This is a genomic window from Pseudomonas sp. UBA6753 (assembly GCF_002453565.1).
Lineage (GTDB): Bacteria > Pseudomonadota > Gammaproteobacteria > Pseudomonadales > Pseudomonadaceae > Aquipseudomonas > Aquipseudomonas putida_Z.
The window spans coordinates 111177-134705 of record NZ_DKHD01000035.1; the positions used below are offsets into that span (position 1 = coordinate 111177).

22 protein-coding genes are annotated in these 23529 nt (G+C 66.4%); 19 read left to right on the forward strand and 3 right to left on the reverse strand.

Features of this window, described 5'->3' with window-relative positions:
* The 14 genes from B2790_RS14985 to qhpG all read left to right on the forward strand — a co-directional run bounded on the left by B2790_RS14985 (position 1) and on the right by qhpG (position 12906).
* Positions 1-543: a PilN domain-containing protein gene (locus B2790_RS14985; RefSeq protein WP_274079793.1), complete on the forward strand. Its 543-nt coding sequence runs from the start codon at positions 1-3 to the stop codon at positions 541-543.
* The gene (locus B2790_RS14990) at positions 530-1093 is read left to right on the forward strand and encodes a GspMb/PilO family protein (RefSeq protein WP_286919103.1); all 564 of its coding nucleotides are present in this window, start codon (positions 530-532) and stop codon (positions 1091-1093) included. Before B2790_RS14985 ends, B2790_RS14990 begins: the two co-directional genes overlap by 14 nt.
* Entirely contained in the window at positions 1093-1617 is a 525-nt protein-coding gene (locus tag B2790_RS14995; protein WP_286919104.1) for a hypothetical protein, read from the forward strand. Before B2790_RS14990 ends, B2790_RS14995 begins: the two co-directional genes overlap by 1 nt.
* Positions 1614-3479: a secretin N-terminal domain-containing protein gene (locus B2790_RS15000; RefSeq protein ID WP_137164141.1), complete on the forward strand. Its 1866-nt coding sequence runs from the start codon at positions 1614-1616 to the stop codon at positions 3477-3479. Before B2790_RS14995 ends, B2790_RS15000 begins: the two co-directional genes overlap by 4 nt.
* Positions 3476-3955, forward strand: a complete 480-nt coding sequence (locus tag B2790_RS15005; protein WP_015270589.1) for a type II secretion system protein — start codon at positions 3476-3478, stop codon at positions 3953-3955. Before B2790_RS15000 ends, B2790_RS15005 begins: the two co-directional genes overlap by 4 nt.
* A 5-nt stretch (positions 3956-3960) precedes the next feature.
* A complete protein-coding gene (locus B2790_RS15010) occupies positions 3961-4335 on the forward strand; it encodes a type II secretion system protein (RefSeq protein ID WP_024087221.1) in 375 nt (124 codons plus the stop codon).
* Positions 4310-4837: a type II secretion system protein gene (locus B2790_RS15015; RefSeq protein ID WP_013972856.1), complete on the forward strand. Its 528-nt coding sequence runs from the start codon at positions 4310-4312 to the stop codon at positions 4835-4837. The genes B2790_RS15010 and B2790_RS15015 overlap by 26 nt, the downstream gene beginning before the upstream one ends.
* Positions 4834-5241: a curli production assembly/transport protein CsgE gene (csgE, locus tag B2790_RS15020; RefSeq protein ID WP_286919105.1), complete on the forward strand. Its 408-nt coding sequence runs from the start codon at positions 4834-4836 to the stop codon at positions 5239-5241. Before B2790_RS15015 ends, csgE begins: the two co-directional genes overlap by 4 nt.
* A complete protein-coding gene (locus tag B2790_RS15025) occupies positions 5238-5651 on the forward strand; it encodes a curli assembly protein CsgF (protein WP_286919106.1) in 414 nt (137 codons plus the stop codon). Before csgE ends, B2790_RS15025 begins: the two co-directional genes overlap by 4 nt.
* Before the next feature lie 32 nt (positions 5652-5683).
* Complete coding sequence (locus B2790_RS15030) at positions 5684-6535, forward strand: CsgG/HfaB family protein (RefSeq protein WP_085615427.1); 852 nt, start codon at positions 5684-5686, stop codon at positions 6533-6535.
* A gap of 773 nt (positions 6536-7308) precedes the next feature.
* Positions 7309-9219, forward strand: coding sequence for a sigma-54-dependent Fis family transcriptional regulator (locus B2790_RS15035; RefSeq protein ID WP_286919107.1), 1911 nt, complete (start codon positions 7309-7311; stop codon positions 9217-9219).
* 1 nt (position 9220) lies between these two features.
* On the forward strand, positions 9221-10954 hold the full coding sequence (locus B2790_RS15040) for an ABC transporter ATP-binding protein (RefSeq protein WP_286919108.1): 1734 nt from the start codon (positions 9221-9223) through the stop codon (positions 10952-10954).
* Positions 10944-11621: a subtilisin-like serine protease QhpE gene (gene qhpE / locus B2790_RS15045; protein ID WP_286919109.1), complete on the forward strand. Its 678-nt coding sequence runs from the start codon at positions 10944-10946 to the stop codon at positions 11619-11621. Before B2790_RS15040 ends, qhpE begins: the two co-directional genes overlap by 11 nt.
* Positions 11614-12906: a flavin-dependent monooxygenase QhpG gene (qhpG, locus tag B2790_RS15050; protein WP_286919110.1), complete on the forward strand. Its 1293-nt coding sequence runs from the start codon at positions 11614-11616 to the stop codon at positions 12904-12906. The genes qhpE and qhpG overlap by 8 nt, the downstream gene beginning before the upstream one ends.
* A gap of 119 nt (positions 12907-13025) precedes the next feature.
* Here the strand turns inward: qhpG and B2790_RS15055 are convergent, their stop codons facing one another.
* Both B2790_RS15055 and B2790_RS15060 read right to left on the reverse strand, forming a co-directional pair.
* The gene (locus tag B2790_RS15055; RefSeq protein WP_286919111.1) at positions 13026-14339 is read right to left on the reverse strand and encodes a hypothetical protein; all 1314 of its coding nucleotides are present in this window, start codon (positions 14337-14339) and stop codon (positions 13026-13028) included.
* A 153-nt stretch (positions 14340-14492) separates the two neighbouring features.
* Positions 14493-15986: an aldehyde dehydrogenase family protein gene (locus B2790_RS15060; RefSeq protein WP_046614337.1), complete on the reverse strand. Its 1494-nt coding sequence runs from the start codon at positions 15984-15986 to the stop codon at positions 14493-14495.
* A gap of 494 nt (positions 15987-16480) precedes the next feature.
* Between B2790_RS15060 and peaA the strand changes: the two genes are divergently transcribed.
* From peaA to B2790_RS15085, 5 genes are all read left to right on the forward strand, one after another.
* Positions 16481-18046, forward strand: coding sequence for a quinohemoprotein amine dehydrogenase subunit alpha (peaA, locus tag B2790_RS15065; protein WP_286919112.1), 1566 nt, complete (start codon positions 16481-16483; stop codon positions 18044-18046).
* A 48-nt stretch (positions 18047-18094) separates the two neighbouring features.
* Positions 18095-19525 carry a quinohemoprotein amine dehydrogenase maturation protein gene (gene peaB / locus B2790_RS15070; RefSeq protein ID WP_286919113.1) on the forward strand — a complete coding sequence of 477 codons (1431 nt, stop codon included), beginning with the start codon at positions 18095-18097 and terminating at the stop codon, positions 19523-19525.
* Position 19526: 1 nt separating this feature from the next.
* Positions 19527-19850 (forward strand): quinohemoprotein amine dehydrogenase subunit gamma, encoded by a 324-nt coding sequence (qhpC, locus tag B2790_RS15075; RefSeq protein WP_004375838.1) that lies wholly within the window; start codon positions 19527-19529, stop codon positions 19848-19850.
* Between the two features lie 32 nt (positions 19851-19882).
* Positions 19883-21004, forward strand: a complete 1122-nt coding sequence (gene peaD / locus B2790_RS15080; RefSeq protein ID WP_286919114.1) for a quinohemoprotein amine dehydrogenase subunit beta — start codon at positions 19883-19885, stop codon at positions 21002-21004.
* Between the two features lie 138 nt (positions 21005-21142).
* Positions 21143-22816: a fatty acid CoA ligase family protein gene (locus B2790_RS15085; protein WP_286919115.1), complete on the forward strand. Its 1674-nt coding sequence runs from the start codon at positions 21143-21145 to the stop codon at positions 22814-22816.
* 129 nt (positions 22817-22945) lie between these two features.
* Here B2790_RS15085 and mobA read toward each other — a convergent pair whose 3' ends face one another.
* Positions 22946-23521, reverse strand: a complete 576-nt coding sequence (gene mobA / locus B2790_RS15090; protein WP_085665539.1) for a molybdenum cofactor guanylyltransferase MobA — start codon at positions 23519-23521, stop codon at positions 22946-22948.
* Between the last annotated feature and the right edge of the window lie 8 nt (positions 23522-23529).

The window sequence follows — 23529 nt, forward strand, 5'->3', positions numbered from 1 at the left end:
ATGCGCCGCCTCGACCTGGAATTCCAGCCCCGGCGCAACAGCCCGTTGGCCTGGTCGCTGCTGGCCGTGGCGAGTGCCATGGTCGCCGGCCTGGTGCTGCTGCAACAAAGCTTGCAGGCCGAGCAGGTCGAAGTGGAGGCCAGCGTGCACAGCCTGGAGCAGCAACTGGGCCGTCGCCCGGCCACTGTCGCACCGCTGGGCAGCGCCGCCAACCGCGAACAGGCCGAGCGCCTGGCGCAGATGCAAAGCGTGTCGCAGCAGCTGCAACGGCCCTGGCAGCAGCTGTTCGCCATGCTTGAAGCGCAACCCCAGGACGACGTGGCGCTGCTCAGCCTGGCCCCCGACGCGCGCAAAGGCCAGCTGCGCATCACCGCCGAGGCGCGCAACCTGGAAGCGATGCTGCAGTACCACCAGCGCCTGGAAGCCAGTGCCGAGCTCAGCGATGTGTCGCTGCTCAACCACGAGGTGCTGGCCGCGCAGCCCGAGCACCCGGTGCGCTTCACCCTCACCGCTACCTGGGAGACCGGCCATGCGCGCCCGTGAATCGCTGAACAGCCTGATCCTCCAGGAACGCCTGCGTCGCGTCGGCCCGGTCGGCCTGGCTGCGGTTGCGGTGGGCCTGCTGGCCTTGGGCGTGCTGTGCGCCGGGGTGTTGCCGCAATGGCAGAACCTGCGCGAGCTGCGCGCTGCTGAAGCGGACGCCAGCGTGCAGGTCGAGCGGGTCAGGCGTGGCGAGCTGAAAATCGCCATCAAGCCCGAGCAGCAGGCCCTCGACAGCCTGCGCCAGCAACTGCCGGGGCAGCCCCGGGCCAGCGAGCTGATCGAGCGCCTGTACCACTTGGCCAGCGCCGAGCATATCAGCCTGGCGCGTGGCGAATATGCCCTGGGCATCGACCCCAGGACGCAACTGGCGCGCTACCAGATCGTGCTGCCGGTACGCGGCAGCTACCCGCAGATTCGCGGTTTTCTCAAGGGCCTGCTCAAGCAGTTGCCGACCCTGGTGCTGGAAGACCTGGAGCTGCAACGCAAACGCATTGGCGACAGCGAGCTCAATGCCCGCCTGCGCATGACCCTTTACCTGTCGAGGTCGTGATGAACACACAACGTGCTGTCATCTGGGTTGGCTTCCTCGGCGTGAGCGCGGCGCTGGCCTGGGCCCCGGGCCATTGGTTCGGCGAGGAAGACAGTGTTGCCCCCTTCGCGGGCGCGCCCGCTCCCACAGGAGCTGTGGGCGCCGCCGACCCTGTGGGAGCGGGCGCGTCGGGGCGCCGAACCACCGCGAAAGGGCCGGAACAAGCCTCCAGAGATCTCTTCCCGACCCAGCAATGGACCAAACCCCAGGCCCTGGCCACCGTCACCGAACAACCCGTGGTCACCGCACCCGCCGTAGCCGCAGCCCCGACTGCCCCGGCCCTGCCATTCCAGTTCATTGGCCGCATTGGCGACCGCGACGACCTGCAGATCTTCCTGCAGAGCGGCGAAAAACTCTACGTCGTGCGCCAGGGCGACGTGATCGAAGACACCTACCGCCTCGAACGGGTATCGGCCAGCGAGCTGCACCTGGTCTACCTGCCTTTGCATCAGTCGCAGACTTTGTCTGTAGGGAGCGCACCATGAAGTCGTCAAAGCTGTGCAAACCGGCTCCGTTCCTGCTAGTGGCGCTGTGCGTGGCCATTGCCGGCTGCGGCTCCAGCGCGGTACGCAAGGACAGCGACCAGCTGATGAAGGAGGGCCAGTACGAAGCCGGCATCGCCCGCCTGGAAGAAGCCCTGCGCGAGGACCCGCGTGACACCGAGCTGAACATCGCCCTGGCCCACAGCCGCCAGGCCGCGGTCGAGGCGCTGCTGACCCAGGCCGACGCCGACCGCATCCGCCACGACTTCGCCAGCGCCCGCATGGGCTATGGCCGGGTGCTGACCCTGGAGCCGAACAACCGCCGCGCCCAGGAAGGCATCCGCCAGCTGGAGCTGATCCGCACCCTCGACGAGCGCGTGGCGCTGGGCCAGGCGGCGCTGCGCCAGGGTGACCTGTTCGGTGCCGAGCGCTACATGCGCGAAGTGCTGCGACTGGACCCGCAGAACCAGAAGGGCATTGCCCTGCGCAGCGACATCGAGAACGTGCAGGCGCGCACCGCGCAACCGTTCCCGCAGCTGCGCAGCAAGCTGGAGCGGCCGGTGACCCTGGAGTTTCGCGATGCCAACCTGAAGACCATCTTCGAGGTGCTGTCCCAGGTCGCCGGCATCAACTTCATCTTCGACAAGGACATGCGCCCGGACATGAAGGCCACCATCTTCGTGCGCGAGTTGCGCATCGAGGACGCCGTGGCGCTGCTGCTGGAACAGAACCAGCTGCGGCAGAAGATCGTCAACGAAAACACCCTGATGATCTACCCCGACTCGCCGCAGAAGACCAAGGACTACCAGGAACTGGTCATGCGCACCTTCTACCTGACCAGCATCGACTCCAACACTGCGCTGAACATGGTCAAGACCATGCTCAAGACCCGCGACGTGTTCGTCGACGAACGCCTCAACACCCTGACCATGCGCGACACCCCCGATGCCGTGCGCATGGCCGAGAAGCTGCTGCAGTCGCAGGACCAGTCCAACCCCGAGGTGGTGCTGGAAGTGGAAGTGATGGAAGTGGCCACTTCGCGCATCCTCGACCTCGGCCTGCAATGGCCCAACACCTTCGGCGTGCTGAGCTCCGACGGCCAGCCGGTGAGCGTGCTCGACCAGCTCAAGGGCATCGACTCCAGCCGCATCAGCATCGCGCCGGCGCCGCAGGCCAAGATCAACGCCCAGGACAAGGACATCAACACCCTGGCCAGCCCGGTGATCCGCGTCAGCAACCGTGAACAGGCGCGCATCCACATCGGCCAGCGGGTACCGATCATCAGCGCCACCTCGGTGCCGTCCACCCAGGGCCCGGTGATCACCGAAAGCGTCACCTACCTGGACGTGGGCCTGAAGCTCGAGGTGCAGCCCACCGTGCACCTGAACAACGAAGTGGCGATCAAGGTAGCCCTGGAGGTGAGCAACGCCACCCCGCTGGAAGCCACGCGCCAAGGCACCATCCCGGTCCAGGTAGACACCCGTAACGCCCAGACCACCCTGCGCCTGCACGATGGCGAAACCCAGGTGCTGGCCGGCCTGGTGCGCAACGACCACAACGCCAGCGGCAACAAGATCCCGGGCCTTGGCGACATCCCTGGCCTGGGCCGGCTGTTCGGCAGCAACAAGGACGACATGAGCAAGTCGGAGCTGGTGCTGGCGATCACCCCGCGCATCGTGCGCAACCTGCCGTACCAGAGCCCGTCGGACATGGAGTTCGCCACCGGCACCGAGTCGGCCATGCAGGTGCGGCAGATGGCGCCGTTGCCGCCGGAGGATGTGCCTGGCAATGCCCCGGCCACCGATGCCCCGGTGGTGGAAAGCCAAATGGCGATCGCCCCGGCCAAAGGGAGCCCGCGGCCATGATCGCGCAGCGCCGCATGCAGGGCTTCAGCCTGATCGAGGTGGTGCTGACCCTGGCACTGCTCGGGCTGCTTGCCAGCATGGCCGCGCCGCTGACCGAAACCGTGGTGCGCCGCGGCAAGGAACAGCAGCTGCGCGAGGCGCTGTACCAGATTCGCGACGCCATCGACGCCTACAAGCGCGCGTTCGATGCCGGCTACATCGAGAAGCGCCTGGACGCCAGTGGCTACCCGCCGAACCTGCAGGTGCTGGTCGACGGCGTGCGCGATGTGCGCAGCGCCAAGGGCGCCAAGTTCTACTTCCTGCGGCGCATCCCGCACGACCCGCTGGTGGCGGCCAAGGGTGAGGACGAAGGCGGGTGGGGGCTGCGCGCCTACGACAGCAGCCCCGACAACCCGCGCGAAGGCGAAGACGTGTTCGACGTGTATTCCAAGGCCCGCGGCAAAGGCCTGAACAACATCCCCTACGGGCAATGGTGACAGCCATGAAACGCAGCAAAGGCTTCACCCTGATCGAACTGCTGGTGGTGCTGGCGATCATCGCCACGCTGATGACCATCGCCATGCCGCGCTACTTCAACAGCCTGGAAAGCTCCCGCGAAGCCACCCTGCGCCAGAGCCTGGCGGTGCTGCGCGAGGCGCTGGACCACTACTACGGCGACACCGGCCACTACCCGGACTCGCTGGAGCAGTTGGTGGAACAGCGTTACCTGCGCAACACCCCGATCGACCCGATCACCGAGCGCAGCGATGCCTGGCAGCTGGTGCCACCGCCTGAAGGCGTGGCCGGCGGCGTGGCCGATATCAAGAGCGGTGCCACAGGGAGGGCGCGCGATGGCAGCCTGTTCGCGGAATGGTAAGGCCGACGCCGGCTTTACCTACCTGGGCGTGTTGCTGCTGATTGCGGTCAGCAGCGTGGCCCTGGCCGCCACCGGCACGCTCTGGGCCAGTGCCGCCCAGCGTGACCGCGAACGCCAGCTGTTGTGGGTGGGCAGCCAGTATGCCCAGGCCCTGCGCAGCTACTACCGCGCCTCGCCGGGGCTGGCCCAGTATCCGCAGGAACTGGCCGACCTGCTGCAGGACAACCGCTTCCCGCAGGCCAGGCGGCACATTCGCCGGCTGTACCCCGACCCCATCACCAACAGTGACGATTGGGGCCTGCTGCGCTCGATCGATGGCCGCATCACCGGCGTGCACAGCCGCTCGGACGCCACCCCGTTCAAGCGCAGTGGCTTCAGCGCCGAATGGAGCGGTTTCGATGGGCTGGAACATTACAGCGACTGGCAGTTCGTCGCCGAGCAGGCCTTTACCGAAAGTGCCGGTGGCGTGCAGACCCATGCCGGCCCGGGAGACACGCCATGAGCCGCCTGGCCGCGCTGTGCCTGGGCCTGCTGCTGGTGGCAGTGCTGGCCACCTCGGCCAGGGCCAGGGCCGGGGACGAGGACGAGATGCAAGGCTTCATCGTCGACAACACCATCTCGCACATCGGCCACGACTTTTACTACTACTTCGCCGACCGCCTGCGCGCCACCAGCCGGCTTGATTTCAACCTGGTGGTGCGCGAACGCCCGGATGCCCGTTGGGGCAGCCTGGTCACCGTGGAATTCGAGCGTGAGGTGGTGTACCGCCGCTTCCTGCCGCCGAACACCACCGAGCTCAAGGACGAGGCCGTTGCAGCAGCCGACCTGGTCAAGCAGCAAATCATCCAACGCAAGTTGCAACGCCTGCTGCAGGACACCACCGATCTGGAGAGGGACGAGCTATGAAGCACCACATACCCTGTTGCATCGCCGCCTGCCTGTTTGCCAGCGCATGTGCCGCCCAGGCCACCGAGCTGGTGTACACCCCGGTCAACCCGGCCTTTGGCGGCAACCCGCTCAATGGCACCTGGTTGCTGAACAACGCCCAGGCGCAGAACGACTACGACGACCCCGACCTCAAGGACCGTTCCTCGGCCTTTACCGGCACCACGGCCCTGGAGCGCTTCAGCAACCAGCTGGAGTCGCGGATGTTGTCGCAGTTGCTGGACAACATCAGTAACGGCAACACCGGCAGCATGGCGACCGATGCGTTTCTCATCGACGTCATCGACGATTCCGGGGCCCTGAGCATCAAGGTCACCGATCGCGCCACAGGAGAAATTTCGATCATTGAGGTCAGCGGCCTGAACCCTTGAGGGGCAAGGCTATTTGTTGGGGAGAGAACACCATGAAACGTCTGCTGAGCACGCTGCTGATCCTCACCGCCCTGGGTCTGCACGGTTGTGGCCTGCGCGAACCGATGCCCGCCGAACAGGACTCGGAAACCCCGACCCTGACCCCCCGTGCGTCGACCTACTACGACCTGATCAACATGCCACGGCCAAAGGGCCGGTTGATGGCGGTGGTGTACGGTTTCCGCGACCAGACCGGGCAGTACAAGCCGACCCCGGCCAGCTCTTTCTCCACCAGCGTCACCCAGGGCGCGGCAAGCATGCTGATGGACGCCCTGAACGCCAGCGGCTGGTTCGTGGTGCTGGAGCGTGAAGGCCTGCAGAACCTGCTGACCGAGCGCAAGATCATCCGAGCTTCGCAGAAAAAGCCCGACGTGCCGGAAAACATCATGGGTGAACTGCCACCGCTGCAGGCCGCCAACCTGATGCTGGAGGGCGGCATCATCGCCTACGACACCAACGTGCGCAGCGGCGGCGAAGGTGCCCGCTACTTAGGTATAGACATCTCCCGCGAGTACCGGGTCGACCAGGTGACCGTGAACCTGCGCGCGGTGGACGTGCGCACCGGGCAGGTGCTGGCCAATGTGATGACCAGCAAGACCATCTATTCGGTCGGCCGTAGTGCCGGGGTGTTCAAGTTCATCGAGTTCAAGAAGTTGCTCGAGGCCGAGGTGGGGTACACCACCAACGAACCGGCGCAGCTGTGCGTGTTGTCGGCGATCGAGGCGGCGGTGGGGCATTTGCTGGCGCAGGGGATTGAACGGCGGCTGTGGCAGGTGGCGGGGGATGCGGGGGAGGGACAGGCTACGGTGGACAAGTACCTGAGCCAGAATCAACAGCCTGATTGAGCTTGAGGGCCTCTTCGCGGGTGAACCCGCTCCCACAGGTTCAGCACCAACTCGAAGCCCGCGCCGTCCCTGTGGGAGCGGGCGCGCCCGCGAAGCAGGCGACGCGGTGAATGGCACCGGCTTTGCCGGTGTTCGCGGGCCTGCCCGCTCCCACAGGTACCGCGTGATCTCAAGTGCGACGCCGTCCCTGTGGGAGCGGGTTTACCCGCGAATGGGCCGGTGCCGGGTGTCTGGCGGGCGCCTGGGCTTTGTTGAAATCAAGCGGTAGCCGTGATTGAGCTTGAGGGCCTCTTCGCGGGTGAACCCGCTCCCACAGGTTCAGCTTCAACTCGAAGCCCGCGCCGTCCCTGTGGGAGCGGGCGCGCCCGCGAAGCAGGCGACGCGGAGGATGGCACCGGCGTTGCCGGTGTTCGCGGGCATGCCCGCTCCCACAGGTACCGTGTGATCTCAAGTGCGACGCCGGCCCTGTGGGAGCGGGTTTACCCGCGAATGGGACGGTGCCGGGTGTCTGGCGGGCATCTGGGCTTTGTTGAAATCAAGCGGCAGCCGTGACCGAACTCGAGGGCCTCTTCGCGGGTGAACCCGCTCCCACAAAGCTTGCGCAAGCTTCCAGATCTTGAGCAAGGCGGCGCTCCTGCGTGTCCCTTTACGTAAACGTCACCATATGCCACCTTCTACCTCAGCCTGATGACGGCCAGGGATTTCTCCCGCACACTGCGGAAAATTCCCAAGCCCGTTCCCCGCCACCTAGCGGGGCACAGCCGGAGTAGAAAATGGCGCGACAACTAATAACAAACGCCCACGACCCGCTGCACGAATCCCGCCAGGCCCGCCTGAAGCTGGCCAGCGAAGGCGAGCTGCCACTGGGCATGCTGCGCGACGAGATCGATGCCTCCTGGCGCCGCAGCCTGGGCCATGGCCTGGACTGCCTGCAGGGCGAGCAGGTCGGCCTGGGCCTGGAGCATGGCCACGACCTGCGCATGCTGCTGGAGCGCAACCGCCTGCTGGTCGACGCCGTTACCCCGGAACTGGACTACCTGGTCGCGCGCCAGGGCAAGGCCGGCATCGTTATCCTCGGCGACGCCCAGGCCAATGTGCTGGCCATCGAAGGGCAGAAGCACGTGCTGCAACGCGAGGGCCTGCGCGACCTGCATCCGGGCAGTTGCTGGAGCGAATCACTGCGCGGCACCAACGCCATCGGCACGGCAGTGGTGGAAGGCCGGCCGACGCTGATCAACTGCGGCGAACACTATCTCGACCGCCTCAGCCCGTTCTCCTGCACCTCGGTACCCCTGCGCGACCCGCGCGGCGAGGTGATCGGCGTGCTCGACATCACCCGTGAAGGGGTGATGGCGCAACCACAGGACAGCCTGTCGACACTGATGCTGGCGGCCGGCAACATAGAAAGCCGTATGTTCGGCCTGTGCCACCCGGAGCAATTGGTGCTGGCCTTCCACAGCCGCCCGCAATACCTCAACAGCGCCTGGCATGGCCTGCTGGCGCTGAGCCTGGACGGTGAAGTGCTGGCTGCCAACGACAGTGCCTGCCAGCTGTTGCAGGTGCCGCGCCATGAGCTGTTGGGCCGGCGCAGCAGCGACCTGCTGGGTGAACGGTCACCGGCCTTCATCGCCCGCCTGTGGCAGGGCGGGGTGAGCAGTGTGCAAACGGCCAAGGGCGAGTTCTACTTCCGCGCCCTGCAGTTGCCGCGCCACGGCCGGGTCAACGGCAGTACGCCGGTGAGCAAGCCGGCGTCGGGCAAGCAGTCCCCGGCGCTCGACGCGCTGGCCGGTGGCGACCCGCGCCTGGCGCGCAACCTGCGCATGGCCCGCCAGGGGCTGGGCAATGGCCTGCCGGTGCTGCTGCTGGGCGAGACCGGTACCGGCAAGGAAGTCGTCGCCCGGGCCCTGCACCAGGCCAGCCCGCGCGCCGACAAACCGTTCGTGGCCGTCAACTGCGCGGCCATCCCCGAAGGGCTGATCGAGTCCGAACTGTTCGGTTACCGTGAAGGCGCGTTCACCGGTTCGCGCCGGGGCGGCATGGTCGGCCGGCTGATGCAGGCCCATGGCGGCACGCTGTTCCTCGACGAAATCGGCGACATGCCGCTAGCGCTGCAGGCGCGCTTGTTGCGGGTACTGCAGGAACGGCGCGTGGCACCACTGGGGGCGGGCGACGAGCAGGACATCGACGTGGCATTGATCTGTGCCACGCACCGCGACCTCAAGCGCCTGGTGCAGGAGCAGCACTTCCGCGAAGACCTTTACTATCGAGTCAACGGCGTGTCGCTGCGCCTGCCGGCACTGCGCGAGCGTGATGACCTGGCGGCGATCATCCAGGGGCTGCTGGACAAGTCAGATGCCCGTGGCGTGACCTTGGACCCGGCCCTGACCGCGTTGCTCGAAGGCTTCGACTGGCCGGGCAACATCCGCCAGCTGGAAATGGTCGTGCGCACCGCGCTGGCCATGCGCGAGGACGGCGAGCAGGTGCTGACCCTCGATCACCTCACCGACTGCCTGCTGGACGAACTGGCCAGCGGCACCGCGCCTTCCGGAAGCCTCAAGGACAACGAGCTGGAGCTGATCCGTGGCGCCTTGGCGCGCCATCAGGGCAACGTGTCCGCGGCGGCCGAGGCGCTGGGTATCAGCCGGGCGACGCTGTACCGCAAGCTCAAACAGTTGCGCGGCTGACGTGGGCGGCCTGTTCGCCCGGCTGGTGGAGACCAGCGACCCTGTGCTCATGCGCCAGGCGTTGGCCTGGCTGTATGGTTTCGTGCGCCCCCATCGACGTGCCATCGGCCTGTTGCTCGGTTTGTCGCTGGGCGCCTCGTTGCTGGCGCTGGCGCAACCCTGGCTGGTCAAGACGCTGATCGACGAGGGGCTGCTGGCCAAGGATTACCAGACCCTCTGGCACATGGCCGCGATCATGATCGGCGCGGGCCTGCTGGGTACCGTGCTGGCCGGGGTCAACCGCTACCTGCACACGCGCTTGTCGGGGCGCATCCTGTTTGCCCTGCGCGACGACCTTTACCGCCACCTGCAGCAGCTGTCGCCGACGTTCTACGGGCGGCGGCGCATCGGCGACATCCTTTCGCGGCTGGATGGCGATGTGGCGGAAATCCAGCGCTTTGCCGTGGATTCGCTGTTTTCGGCGGTGTCGGCGGTGATCGGCCTGGTGGGCGCGGTGGTGTTGATGCTGATGCTGTCGTGGCAACTGTCGCTGCTGCTGGCGCTGCTGGTGCCCATCGAAGTGCTGTGGCTGCGCTGGATGCGGCGCAAGGTGGAGCGCGAAGTACGCAACCTGCGCGAACGCTCGGCAGATGTGTCATCGTTCCTGGTCGAAACCCTGCCGGCAATGAAGTTCATCCAGGCCGCCGGCCAGCAAGGCCGCGAGGCGGGGCGCCTGGACCAGCTGGGCCAGGGCTACATGCGCCAGCTGCTCAAGGTGCAGGTGACCGAATTCTTCACCCAGGCCATCCCTGGCACGCTGACCTCCTGGTGCCGCGCCTGCGCGTTCCTGGTCGGCGGTTGGTGGGTAATCCAGGGCACTTGGCAACTAGGTGCGCTGATCGCCTTTTCCACCTACATGGGCATGGCGGTAGGGCCGGTGCAGAGCCTGCTGGGCCTGTACGTGGCGGTGCAGCGCATGGCGGTGAGCCTGGGGCGGGTGATGGAACTGAAGCAGGAGGCCGTGGCCGTGCGCCCGGCAGCCAACCCGCAGCCGGTGCCCGACGGCCCGGGCGAATTGCGCCTCGAGGGGGTGAGTTTTGCCCATGAAGGGCGCCAGGGCGCGGTGCTGAACAACGTGCAGGTGTGCGTGCCGGGCGGCCTGAAGGTAGCCATCAGTGGTGCCTCGGGGGTGGGCAAGTCGACCCTGATCGACCTGCTGCAGCGCTTCTACGACCCGGACGCCGGGCGCATCCTGCTGGACGGCACCGACCTGCGCGAACTGGACCTGGCTGCGCTGCGCCGGCGCATTGCGGTGGTCAGCCAGGATATCGTGCTGTTCCGCGGCACCCTGGCACAGAACCTGGCCTACGGCGTGCCCGAGGCCAGCCGTGAGGAGCTGGAGCGGGTGGTGCGCCTGGCGCGGCTGGACAGCCTGGTCGACAGCCTGCCGCTGGGCCTGGACGGCCTGCTGGGTGAGCGTGGCCAGCAGTTGTCGGGCGGGCAGAAACAACGCATTGCCATTGCCCGCGCGGTGCTGCAGGCGCCGGCGATCCTGGTGCTGGACGAGGCCACCTCGGCGGTGGACGAAGCCACCGAGCGCGAAGTGATCGCGGCCATCGACCAGCTGTTCGCCGGCCGCACGCGCATCCTGATCAGCCACCGTGCTTCGACCCTGGCCGATGCCGACCTGCACCTGCAGCTGCACGCTGGCCAGTTGCAGGTGCTGCCCGAGGAGGTGATCAAGCATGGGCACTGACGTGCGTGTTGGCGTGATCGACAGTGGTTGCACGCCGGAGCAGGCCAGCGCCTTGCTGGGCGCGCGCCGCTTCTGGCTGGAGGACGGCCAGTTGCGCGAAGGTGACATGCTGCCCGACCAGCTTGGGCACGGTAGCGCGGTGCTCGCCGGCTTGCAGCGGGAGGCCGGGCCGGTGCCCGTGCTGCTGGCCCAGGTTTTCGGCGCCCAGGCCAGCACCAGTGCCTTGCAGGTGGCGGCCGCGCTGCTGTGGCTGGTGGAGGCGGGGGTTACGCTGGTCAACCTCAGCCTTGGCTTGCAGCAGGACCGGCCAGTGCTGCACCAGGCCTGCGCCGAGGCTTTGGCCGCGGGTGTGCTGTTGTGCGCCTCCAGCCCGGCCCAGGGCGGGCCGGTGTACCCGGCCAGTTACCCCGGGGTGATCCGGGTTACCGGCGATGCCCGCTGTGCACCGGGCCAGTGGTCCTGGCTGGGTACCCGGCAGGCGGACTTCGGCGGTTATGTGGGCGCGGGCGGCAGGGCGGGCGCGAGCCTGGGCTGTGCGGCCCTGAGTGGCAGGATCGCTGCGTTGCTGCGTGATGAGCCGGGCATGGACCACCAGCAGGTTCATGACTGGTTACGCCACCACGCGGCGTTTACCGGCCCCGAGCGACGAGGTGCCGGCCATGGCTGAACCGCGCATCGTGGTGCTGGGGGCAGGCCCTGCGGGTGCGGCCACGGCCATTGGCTTGCGGCGGCAGGGCTATGCGGTGACGGTGGTGTCCGAGTGGCGCCGGTTCGCCGCGGTCGAAGGGGTTTCGCAGCGGGTGCTGGACGGGCTGCGCCATGCCGGCCTTGGCGGGGCGTTGCGCCAGGCGGCGATGCCGGCGACTCGGCAAGTGCACTGGAACGGCCAGCAACTGCAACTGAACCAGGAGTTTCTACTCGACCGGCAAAGGTTTGACCGGGCGCTGCGCGACGACCTTCAGCGTGCGGGTGTGAGCGTGGTCGAGGGGCGGGTGCGTGAGGTGGTTCGCGAAGTCGGTCATGGCATTCGCCTGGACGACGGGCAGGTACTGCAGGCCGATTTCCTGGTCGAAGCCCGAGGCCGCCAGGCCCCGCTGGCTGCCGATCGCCTGCGCGGACCGGAGACGGTCAGCTTGCTGAATGTCTGGCAGGCCGCCCCCGGGGCGCCCGCGTCGGCAGTGGAAAGCCTGGCGGATGGCTGGGCGTGGATGGCGCGCCTGGAAGACGGCCGCTGCTACTGGCAAGTCACCCTGGACGCGGCCGGGCTGCCGGGCAAGGCCGGCTTGGCGGATTATTGCGCGGCGCGGCGAGCCGACAGCGCGCTGGTGGCCGAGCTGTTCGATGCCAGGGCATTGGCGCCGGCAGAGGTGCATGCGCGCAGCAGCACCGCGATTCTGGCCGGTGAGTGCGTCGGGCAGGACTGGATACGCGTGGGCGATGCCGCGATGGCCGTTGACCCACTGTCGGGCAACGGGATCTTCCAGTCGCTGTCTTCGGCGCTGCAGGCGCCGGTGGTGATCAATACCTTGCTGCGCAGGCCCGAGCGGGCCGGGTTGGCGCGGCAGTTTCACCAGCAGCGGATCGAACAGCTGTTTTTGCGTTTTGCCCGGATCGGGCGGGATTTCTATGGGCAAGAGCAGGGTCGGGTGGGGCAGCCATTCTGGGCGCGGCGGCAGGGTTGGCCGGACATGCAGGCATTGCACGTGGCGGCGGACTGGAGCGCGGTGAGGGTCGAGCGGCGGCCGGTGTTGCGTGACGGGCTGGTGGATGAGGCCGAGGTGGTGGTGACGGCGGATCAGCCGTTGGGGGTGTGGCATTTGCAGGGGGTGGAGCTGGCGCCGGTGGTGCGGGGGCTGCGTAGCGGCCGACCTCTCGAGGCAGTGTTGTCAGGCCTGCCAGGGGAGCAGCAAATGATGGTGCGGCGGTGGTTGTTGGAGCAGGGCTTGGCTTGAGATTGCCGGGGCCGCTTTGCGGCCCTTTCGCCGGCAAGCCAGCTCCCACAGGTTGCCACAGAGCCGGAGGCTTGTACTGTACCTGTGGGAGCTGGCTTGCCGGCGATAGGGCCCTCGAATCAGAAGAAAGTCCCGACGATCAGCTGCATATAGGTCCCGGTATCCCGCCCGCCCAACTGCGTCCCGCCATTGGCCGCGCTGCGCTCCGGCTTGTAGAACCCTACCAGCGGGCTGATCAGCAGGTGGTCGTTGACCATCCATTCCACATACAGGTCCAGCTCCCGCCCGCCCAGGTTGCCCTGGTCGGTGTCCAGCGTATCGAAGTCGAAGTACAGCGCGCCGACGGTCAGGTTGTCCCGTGGTTTGCCCTTCAGCGCCACGTGATGCACCTGGCTGTTGCTGTTGAACGGCCCGGCATAGTTGGCTGCCACCTCACCCTGGAACCAGGTGCCATAGCCACGGCTCAGGCCGTAGAACAGCGGGTCGAAGTCTTCGGAAAAGCGGCTGTAGCGGTAGGTGGCGGTGGGTGACCAGGGCAGTTCGGAAAAGGTCCAGTTGCCTTCCAGGTACCAGGCGTTCTCCCGCCCGCCGGTTTTGTCCTGGGTCACGTACTCGGCGGCCAGCTCCAGGTCTTTCACCCCCAGGTTGCCACGCCCGCGCAGGCTGGCGGTGTCCATGCCGTCGCGGTGTTCCAGGCCCATGATCTGCGCGTAGCGCTGGTCCACGTCGAGGCCGCGGATCCAGCTCAGGCCGACGGTGCCGGCTTCGGCGACGTGCTCCAGGTTGGCCACCGCCAGCGAGGTGTCGGCCTGGTAGTGGTTGTCAGACTTCAGCCACATCAGGTCGCTGCGCCAGCCTTGCTTGCCGCCCAGGCGCAGCACGGCGGTGCGGTCGAAGGCCTTGCGTGCGGCCAGGTAGTAGGCGCCGCCGCGGTCGAAGTTGGCGCCCAGGTCGACCTTGCCCAGGTTCACCGGGTCGCCCTGGATCAGGAAGCCGTCGCCCAGGGTCACCACCTGGCGGCCGCCGGAAATGTCCACGCCGTCTTCGCCCAGGGCCGGGAACAGGTTGGCCGAGTGCCAGCCCAGGTACAGGTCTTCGATGGCGGTGCGGCGCTCGTCACCCAGGGTCAGGCCGGCGGCATCGCCGTCGCCCCAGGTGGCGGAGCTGAGCAGGTTGAAGGCGCCGTAGAGCGCGCCGCTGTCGGCCAGGGCTTGGCTGCCGCTGAGGCCATATTTGACGTAGCCTTCCTGCCAGGCGGTGCTGCCGGGCTTGCGGTTGCCGGCCAGGTTGAAGCTTTCGTCGCTGTGGAAGGCGCCGAACAGGGCTTCGAGGTCGGCGTTGAGGGTGGTGCCGTCGTGGTTGTACAGCTCGTAGGCCTGGGTGACCGGGGCGGCGAACAGCAGGGCCAATGTGCAGGCGAGTTTGTGCCTCATGGTTTGCTCCATGTTTTTGTTGTTGTTTTCGGGTTGCCTGTACCGGCCTCTTCGCGGGCTTGCCCGCTCCCACAGGATTTCCTCAGGTCGTGAAAGGAGTGCAATACCTGTGGGAGCGGGCGAGCCCGCGAAGAGGCCGGTACAGGAAAATGATCAGAGCTTGATCAACACCGACTTCAGCTCGGTGTAGTGCTCGATGGCAGCCGCCCCCATCTCACGGCCGACGCCGGACATCTTGTAGCCGCCAAAGGGCAAGGCAGGGTCGAGGGCGCTGTGGCAGTTGACCCACACCGACCCCGACTTGATGCGCGGGATCATCCGGTGCACGGCGGCCAGGTCGTTGGACCAGATGCTCGCACCCAGGCCATAGGGGTTGTCGTTGGCCATGCCGATCACTTCGTCGATGTCATCGAACGGCATCGCCACCAGCACCGGCCCGAAGATCTCTTCCTGCACCAGGCGGTGGCGCTGGTCGACATCGACGATCACCGTCGGCTTGACGAAGTAGCCCGGCCCGAAGCCTTCGCCACCGCAGGCGATGGTCGCGCCCAGCTCGCGGCCAAGCTCGATGTAGCCGGTGACGCGGTCCTGCTGCTTGGCCGAGATCAGCGGGCCCATCTGCACCGCCGGGTCCAGGCCGCTGCCCAGCTTCATGCCGTTGGCGATGCCGGCGATGTCGGCCACCACGTTGTCGAAGTGCTTGCGGTGCACGTACAGGCGGGACCCGGCACAGCACACCTGGCCCTGGTTGAAGAAGATCGCCGTGGCCGCGCCGGCGGCGGCTTCCTGCAGGTTGGCGTCGGGCATGACGATGGTCGGCGACTTGCCGCCGAGTTCCAGGGTGACGCGGGTCATGTTGTCCATGGCCGCCTTGCCGATCAGCTTGCCGACCTCGGTGGAGCCGGTGAAGGTCAGCTTGTCCACGCCGGGGTGGCGGCTGAGTGCGGCGCCGGCGTTCAGGCCGGTGCCGGTGACCACGTTGAACACGCCAGCCGGGTAGCCGGCTTCGTCCACCAGCTCAGCCAGCTTGAGCACGCTCAGCGGTGTTTCGTCGGCGGGCTTGAGCACTACGGTGCAACCGGTAGCCAGGGCCGGGCCGAGCTTCCAGCAGGCCAGCAGCAGCGGGAAGTTCCAGGCGACGATGGCGCCGACCACGCCCACTGCCTCGCGCCGCACGAAACCATGGAACTGGTCGTTGGGCATCAACGGCATCGAGGCTTCGACGGTGCTACCCTCGATCTTGGTGGCCCAGCCGGCCATGTAGCGCAGGAAGTCGATGGCCAGTTGCACGTCCATCACCTGGGCAACGGCGGCGCTCTTGCCGTTGTTCAGGCATTCCAGTTCGGCCAGCTGGCGGGCGTCGCGCTCCATCAGGTCGGCCAGGCGCCACAGCAGGTTCTGCCGTTCGCGTGGGCGCAGGCGGCTCCACGGCGAATCATCGAAGGCCTGGCGCGCGGCGCGCACCGCGCGGTCGACATCTTCGGCCTCGGCGGCGGGCACTTCACCCAGTACCTCGCCAGTGGCCGGGTTGCGGAACGACAGGGTGCGACCGCTGGCGGCGTCCTGCCAGTCGGCGCCGATGCGCATCTTCAGCTTGCGTTCGAGAAAGGCGCGGGTGGCGGGCAGGATGGGCAGTTCGGAAAGCATGGGACGGTGCCTCTTGTCATTGGATGTGACAGGCATAGGCGCAATGGGCGTGCCAAGGTCGGTAGATGGCTGCAAACCCTTGAGCGGGTTGGGTTTTGTCCTTGTGCAAGGTTGAGATTGCAGGGTTGCGCTGTTGCACATTGAGACGGTGTGAGACGGTGGTGAAACAGTGGCTGTTCCGGCCTCTTCGCGGGCACGCCCGCTCCCACAGGGAATGCACAATGCCTGGAGCCGGTGCGATACCTGTAGGAGCGGGCATGCCCGCGAAGGCCTGCGCAGCAGGCCCTTGTCTCAGGATGAAACACCCTGTCGCGAAATGGCACGCTGCAATTGGCCATGCCTGCTGCTGGCCAAGGCCGGAAAACTGGCTAAAAGGTTGAAAGAAAACACTTTTACATCACCTGGCACAGTTCCTGTATCACAACCGTCACATGCACACCTGCTGTACCAAAGCGTGCGAAAACGATAAGAACAACAACCGTGGAGGTCTGACCTTGAAGACGACTCGACTCCGGCGGCATGCGGGCAAACTGGCGCTGGTCGCCGCCGCGCTGCTGAGCACCCAGGCCATGGCGGCCGAGCAGGGCCCGAGCCTGTTGCAGAACAAGTGCATGGGGTGCCATATCCCCGAAGGCAACGACACCTACAGCCGTATCAGCCACCAGCGCAAGACGCCGGAAGGCTGGCTGATGAGCATCGCCCGCATGCAGGTGATGCATGGCCTGCAGATCAGCGACGACGACCGCCGCACCCTGGTCAAGTACCTGGCCGACAAGCAGGGCCTGGCGCCCAGCGAAACCGATGGCGTGCGTTATGCCATGGAGCGCCGGCTGAATACCGTCGAGCAGTTCGACACCCAGCTCAGCGAAACCTGTGGCCGTTGCCACTCCGGTGCCCGTGTCGCCTTGCAGCGGCGCCCGGCCAAGGAATGGGAGCACCTGGTCAACTTCCATCTCGGCCAGTGGCCGTCCCTCGAATACCAGGCCCAGGCGCGTGACCGCGACTGGCTGCCGATCGCCCTGCAGCAAGTGGTGCCGGACCTGGCCAAGCGCTACCCGCTGGAAAGCGCGGCGTGGGCCGAATGGCAGAAAGCCAGGCCCAAGGCCAACGCGCTGCCGGGCCAGTGGGCATTCAGCGGTCACATGCTGGCCAAGGGCGATGTGCGCGGGGTGATGAGTGTCACGCCTGACCAGGGCGATACCTTCAAGGTCGAGGTCAAGGGCGCTTATGCCGACGGCACGCCGTTCAATGGCAGCGGTTCGGCGATCCTCTACAACGGCTATGAATGGCGTGGCAACGTCAAGGTCGGCGACGCCAACCTGCGCCAGGTGTTCGCCGCGCTGGATGGCGAAATGAAGGGCCGCATGTTCGAGGCCGAGCACGACGAGCGTGGCCTGGACTTCACCGCGGTGAAGGAGGGCAAGGCGCGCCTGCTGGCGGTACAACCGGCATTCATCAAGGCCGGTGGCGAAAGCGAGATCACCTTGGTCGGCAGCGGCCTGGCCGGCAAACCGGACCTGGGCGCTGGCGTGGAAGTGACCGAGGTGCTGGAGCAGACCCCAACCCTGGTACGGGTGAAGGCCCGCGCCGCGGCCGATGCCAAGCCTGGCCAGCGCGAAGTCGCCGTAGGGGCGCTCAAGGGCGTCAACCTGGCGGTGTACGACAAGGTCGAGGAAGTGAAAGTGGTGCCGGCGTTCTCCATCGCCCGCATCGGCGAAAACGGCGCCTCGGTGCCCAAGGTGCAGGGCCGTTTCGAGGCCGAAGCCTGGGGCAAGGACGCCAATGGCCAGCCGCTGCGCATCGGCTACCTGCCGGCCAGCTGGAAGGTCGAGCCGTTCAACGAGCGTGCGGTCGAGGACGAAGACGTCAAGTTCGCCGGGAAGATGCAGGCCGATGGCGTGTTCGTGCCAGGCGGTGCCGGCCCCAACCCGGAGCGCAAGATGATGACCAACAACGCCGGCAACCTGAAGGTCATCGCCACCCTGGCCGACGGTGGCCAGACTGGCGAAGGGCACATGATCGTCACCGTACAGCGCTGGAACAACCCGCCGCTGCCGTAACGGCAGGGGCTTACGGTTTTCCAACGGATCGATTATCGGGAGGTCGCCATGGGCGCGCTACTGAACCTGGTCGAACGCAACCTGCATGAAGTGCAGGTCGACGCCGACCGCATGCTGTTCCATATCCCCAGCAGTTCGCTGTTCACCGCTGACGCGGTGACCGGCGGCATCATCGACACCCTGCGCCAGCAAGGCTGCTCGGCCGAGGAGCTGATGCAGCGCCTTGGCCAGCAGTTTGCCGGCAGCGATATCCAGGACACCCTGCGCGAGCTGATCGCGCTGGAACTGGTCAGCGACGGCTCGCCGCTGACCCCGGAAATCGCCCTCAAGCAGGTCGAGCGCACGGCGCTGAACACCGTGGTGCTCAACGTCAACACCGGCTGCAACCTCAGCTGCACCTACTGCTACAAGGAAGACCTGGACAAACCGTCCGCGGGCAAGAAGATGAGTATCGCCACCGCCGAGGCTTCGGTGGAGATGCTGCTCAAGGAGTCGCCCGACGAGCAGCGCTACAGCGTGGTGTTCTTCGGTGGCGAGCCGCTGTCCAACCGGCCACTGATCGAGCACATGGTCGCCTACTGCGAGCGGCGCTTCGCCGAGGCCGGCAAGCAGGTGGAGTTCATCATGACCACCAATGCCACCTTGCTCACCGAAGAGATCATCGACTGGCTCAATGCCCACCGCTTCGGCCTGTCGATCAGCATCGACGGCCCCAAGACCGTGCACGACCGCAACCGTATCACCGTGGGCGGGCAGGGCACCTATGACGTGGTGCGGCGCAAGGTCGACATGCTGCTGTCGCGCTACCACAGCCGCCCGGTGGGTGCGCGGGTCACGCTGACCCGTGGCATCACCGACGTCGAGACCATCTGGAACCACCTGTTCAACGAACTGGGCTTCGCTGAAGTCGGCTTTGCCCCGGTCACCTCCGGTGACATGGCCAACTTCAACCTCACCGGCGAAGAACTGGTGCAGGTGTTCGCCAACATGAAGGCGCTGGGCCGGCGCTACCTGGAGGCTGCGCTGGAGCACCGCAACATCGGCTTCTCCAACCTGCACCAGCTGATCACCGACATCCACGAAGGCCACAAGAAGGCCCTGCCGTGCGGCGCCGGGCTGAAGATGCTGGCCGTGGACCATGAGGGCGAGCTGAACCTGTGCCACCGCTTCACCGGCTCCAGCCTGCCGACCTTCGGCAATGTGCACCAGGGCGTGAAGCAGGCGCAGCTCAACGACTTCCTGTCGCAGCGCCTGGACCGCAGCAACACCGGCTGCGACAGCTGCCGCATCCGCAACCTGTGCTCCGGCGGCTGCTACCACGAAAGCTATGCCCGCTATGGCGACCCGCAGCACCCGACCTACCACTATTGCGAACTGATGCGCGACTGGGTCGACTTCGGCATCGAAGTCTACAGCCGCATCATGGCCGCCAACCCGGCCTTCATCGATCGCTACATCACCCCGCGGAAGGCGCACTGACATGAAGCACTTGAAGCCCCTGAACAACAAGGCGCGCATCCTCGAGCAGGCCGCCGCCGAAGACCGCGTCGAAGAAGTCATGGCCATGAGCGCAGTGGCGGGCTGCACCGCCACCACCGACCCGGGCTGGGAAGTGGACGCCTTTGGTGGCGTGAGCTCGCTGTGCCAGCCGATGGAGGCCGACCTGTATGGCTGCTCCGACCCTTGCTGGTGGCCGGCCCAGGTGCCGGACATGATGAGCACCTACCAGGACTGGAACGCCCAGGCGAGCAACTCGGCGGAAGACTGGCGCAACCTCGGCACCGTGTTCCCGAAAGACAAGTGACCGGCCCAACAAGAATGACAAGGGGAAACCGCATGAAAGCTGGACGCTGCGCGTCACTCGCGCTCACCATCGCCGCCACGGCCTGTGCCGGGCTGGCACAGGCCGCCGACACCGGGCCGGCGCTGAAGGCTGGCCACGAATACATGATCGTGACCAACTACCCGAACAACCTGCACGTGGTCGATGTGGCCAGTGACACGGTGTACAAGAGCTGCGTGATGCCCGACAAGTTCGGCCCCGGCACCGCGATGATGGCGCCGGACAACCGCACCGCCTACGTGCTCAACAACCACTACGGCGACATCTACGGCATCGATCTGGACACCTGCAAGAATACCTTCCACGCCAACCTGTCCAGTGTGCCGGGTGAGGTGGGCCGGTCGATGTACTCGTTCGCCATCAGCCCGGACGGCAAGGAAGTGTACGCCACGGTCAACCCGACCCAGCGCCTGAACGACCACTACGTGGTCAAGCCACCGCGGCTGGAAGTGTTCAGTACCGCCGATGGCCTGGAGGCCAAGCCGGTGCGCACCTTCCCGATGCCGCGCCAGGTGTACCTGATGCGTGCGGCGGACGATGGCAGCCTGTACGTCGCCGGGCCGGACATCTACAAGATGGATGTGAAGACCGGCAAGTACACGGTGGCCTTGCCGCTGCGCAACTGGAACCGCAAAGGCTACAGCGCCCCGGACGTGCTGTACTTCTGGCCGCACCAGAGCCCGCGCCACGAGTTCTCGATGCTGTACACCATTGCCAGGTTCAAGGATGACAAGCAGGACCCGGCCACCGCCGATCTGCTGTATGGCTACCTGAGCGTCGACCTGAAGACCGGCAAGACCCACACCCAGGAATTTGCCGACCTGACCGAGCTGTACTTCACCGGGCTGCGTTCGCCGAAAGACCCGAACCAGATCTACGGCGTGCTCAACCGCCTGGCCAAGTACGACCTCGAACAGCGCAAGCTGATCAAGGCGGCGAATCTGGACCACACTTACTACTGCGTGGCCTTCGACACGAAGGGCGACAAGTTGTACCTGGGCGGCACCTTCAACGACCTGGCGGTGTTCAACCCGGATACGCTGGAGAAAGTGAAGAACATCAAGTTGCCGGGTGGGGACATGTCCACCACGACGCCGCAGGTGTTCATCCGTTAAACCGGTGTTGGCTTTTTCGCGGGCTTGCCCGCTCCCACAGGGGCTGCACAGGCCTGGAAACCTGTGTGGTACCTGTGGGAGCGGGCAAGCCCGCGAAGAGGCCGGTACAGACAACACAAGAACAACAAGAGACCGCCCATGCCCCAGCCAAGCTACTCCCAGGGCAACCAGGACAAACCCCTGCTTACCCAGTGCATCGGCGACGCCTTCGACACCACCGTCGCCCGCTTCCCCGACCGTGACGCCCTGGTCGTCCGCCACCAGGCCCTGCGCTACACCTGGCAGCAACTGGCCGAAGCCGTCGACCAGCATGCCCGTGCGCTGATGGCCCTGGGCGTGCAGCCCGGTGACCGCCTCGGTGTCTGGGCACCCAACTGCGCAGAATGGTGCATCACCCAGTTCGCCAGCGCCAAGGTGGGCGCGATCCTGGTCAACATCAACCCGGCCTACCGCTCCAGCGAACTGGACTACGCCCTCGGCCAGTCCGGCTGCCGCTGGGTGATCTGCGCCGACGCGTTCAAGACCTCCGACTACCACGCCATGCTGCTGGGCCTGGTCCCGGGCCTGGCCGGCGGGCAGCCGGGCGCCCTGATCTGCGAACGCTTCCCCGAACTGCGCGGTGTGGTCAGCCTGGCCGTCGCGCCACCGCCGGGCTTCCTGGCCTGGCACGACCTGCAGGCCCGTGCCGCGGCCGTCAGCCGCGAAGCCCTTGCCGAGCGCCAGGCACAGCTGCGCTGCGACGACCCGATCAACATCCAGTATACCTCGGGCACCACCGGTTTCCCGAAAGGCGCCACCCTCAGCCACAGCAACATCCTCAACAACGGCTACATGGTCGGTGAAAGCCTGGGCCTGACCGAGCATGACCGGCTGGTGGTGCCGGTGCCGCTGTACCACTGCTTTGGCATGGTCATGGCCAACCTCGGCTGCATGACCCACGGCAGCACCCTGATCTACCCCAACGACGCCTTCGACCCGCTGGCCACCCTGCGTGCGGTGGCGGAAGAAAAGGCCACTGCGTTGTATGGTGTGCCGACCATGTTCATCGCCGAACTGGACCACCCCCAGCGCGGCGAGTTCGACCTGTCGAGCCTGCGCACCGGGATCATGGCCGGTGCCACCTGCCCGATCGAAGTGATGCGCCGGGTTATCGGCGAGATGCACATGGCCGAGGTGCAGATTGCCTATGGCATGACCGAAACCAGCCCGGTGTCGCTGCAGACCGGCGCCAGCGACGACCTGGAGCGCCGCGTGACCAGCGTCGGGCGCACCCAGCCGCGGCTGGAGAACAAGGTGATCGATGCCGATGGCAACAGCGTGCCGCGTGGCGAGATTGGCGAGCTGTGCACGCGGGGTTACAGCGTGATGCTGGGCTACTGGAACAACCCCAAGGCCACGGCCGAAAGCATCGATGAGGAAGGCTGGATGCACACCGGCGACCTGGCGGTGATGGACGAGCAGGGCTATGTGCGTATTGTCGGGCGCAGCAAGGACATGATCATTCGCGGCGGCGAGAACATCTACCCGCGCGAGCTGGAGGAGTTCTTCTTCACCCATCCGGCGGTGGCTGATGTGCAGGTGATTGGCGTGCCGTGCAGCAAGTACGGTGAAGAGATCGTGGCCTGGGTGCGGCTGCACCCGGGGCATGCGGCCAGTGCGGAGGAGCTGCGCGAGTGGGCGAAGGCGCGGATAGCGCACTTCAAGGTGCCGCGGTACTTCCGCTTTGTCGATGAGTTCCCGATGACGGTGACCGGCAAGGTGCAGAAGTTCCGCATGCGCGAGATCAGTGGCGAGGAGCTGTCTGCCGGGTGATGTGTCGCCTGTGCTGGCCTCTTCGCGGGCACGCCCGCTCCCACAGGAAATTCACTACCCGTCAGACCTGTGACATACCTGTGGGAGCGGGCGTGCCCGCGAAGAGGCCAGTACAGGCAGCAGATGACCTCAGCCTTGCAGCAACTCCGGGCTGTTGAAGTTGCTCAACCTGCGATCATCGTCGGCACATTCCAGCCCTTGCACCGCTTCACGCAGTAAGGCCTTCTGCAAACTCCGCTCGCCCGCCGCCCAGGCCTGCTCCAGCACTGGCAACACCCGGCGTGGCAGCACGCTGAACATCGGCTGCCAGTACCCACCCTGGCGCACCATGGCCGCACTGTCACTGGTCACCGCCAGCCTTAGCAGGTCCTCGATCAACCCCCGGTCAACCAGCGGTGCATCACAGGCCAGCAGCACCACCCATTCATGCCGCGCCACCTTGAGCCCGGCAATCACCCCCGCCAACGGCCCGGGGTAGTCCGCCTCGGCATCGCCCACCAATTGGTCGGCATACGCCCGGTAAGCCTGCTGGTTACGGTTGCAGGAAATCACCAGGTCATCGCTGAGCGGCCGTACCACGCGCTGCACATGCGCCACCAGCGGTTCGCCCTGCCAGTCGACCAGGCCCTTGTCGCGGCCGCCCATGCGCTGGCCGCGGCCACCGGCGAGAATGAGGATGGAGCAGGGGGGAAGGGCATCAGGCATGAAAAAGG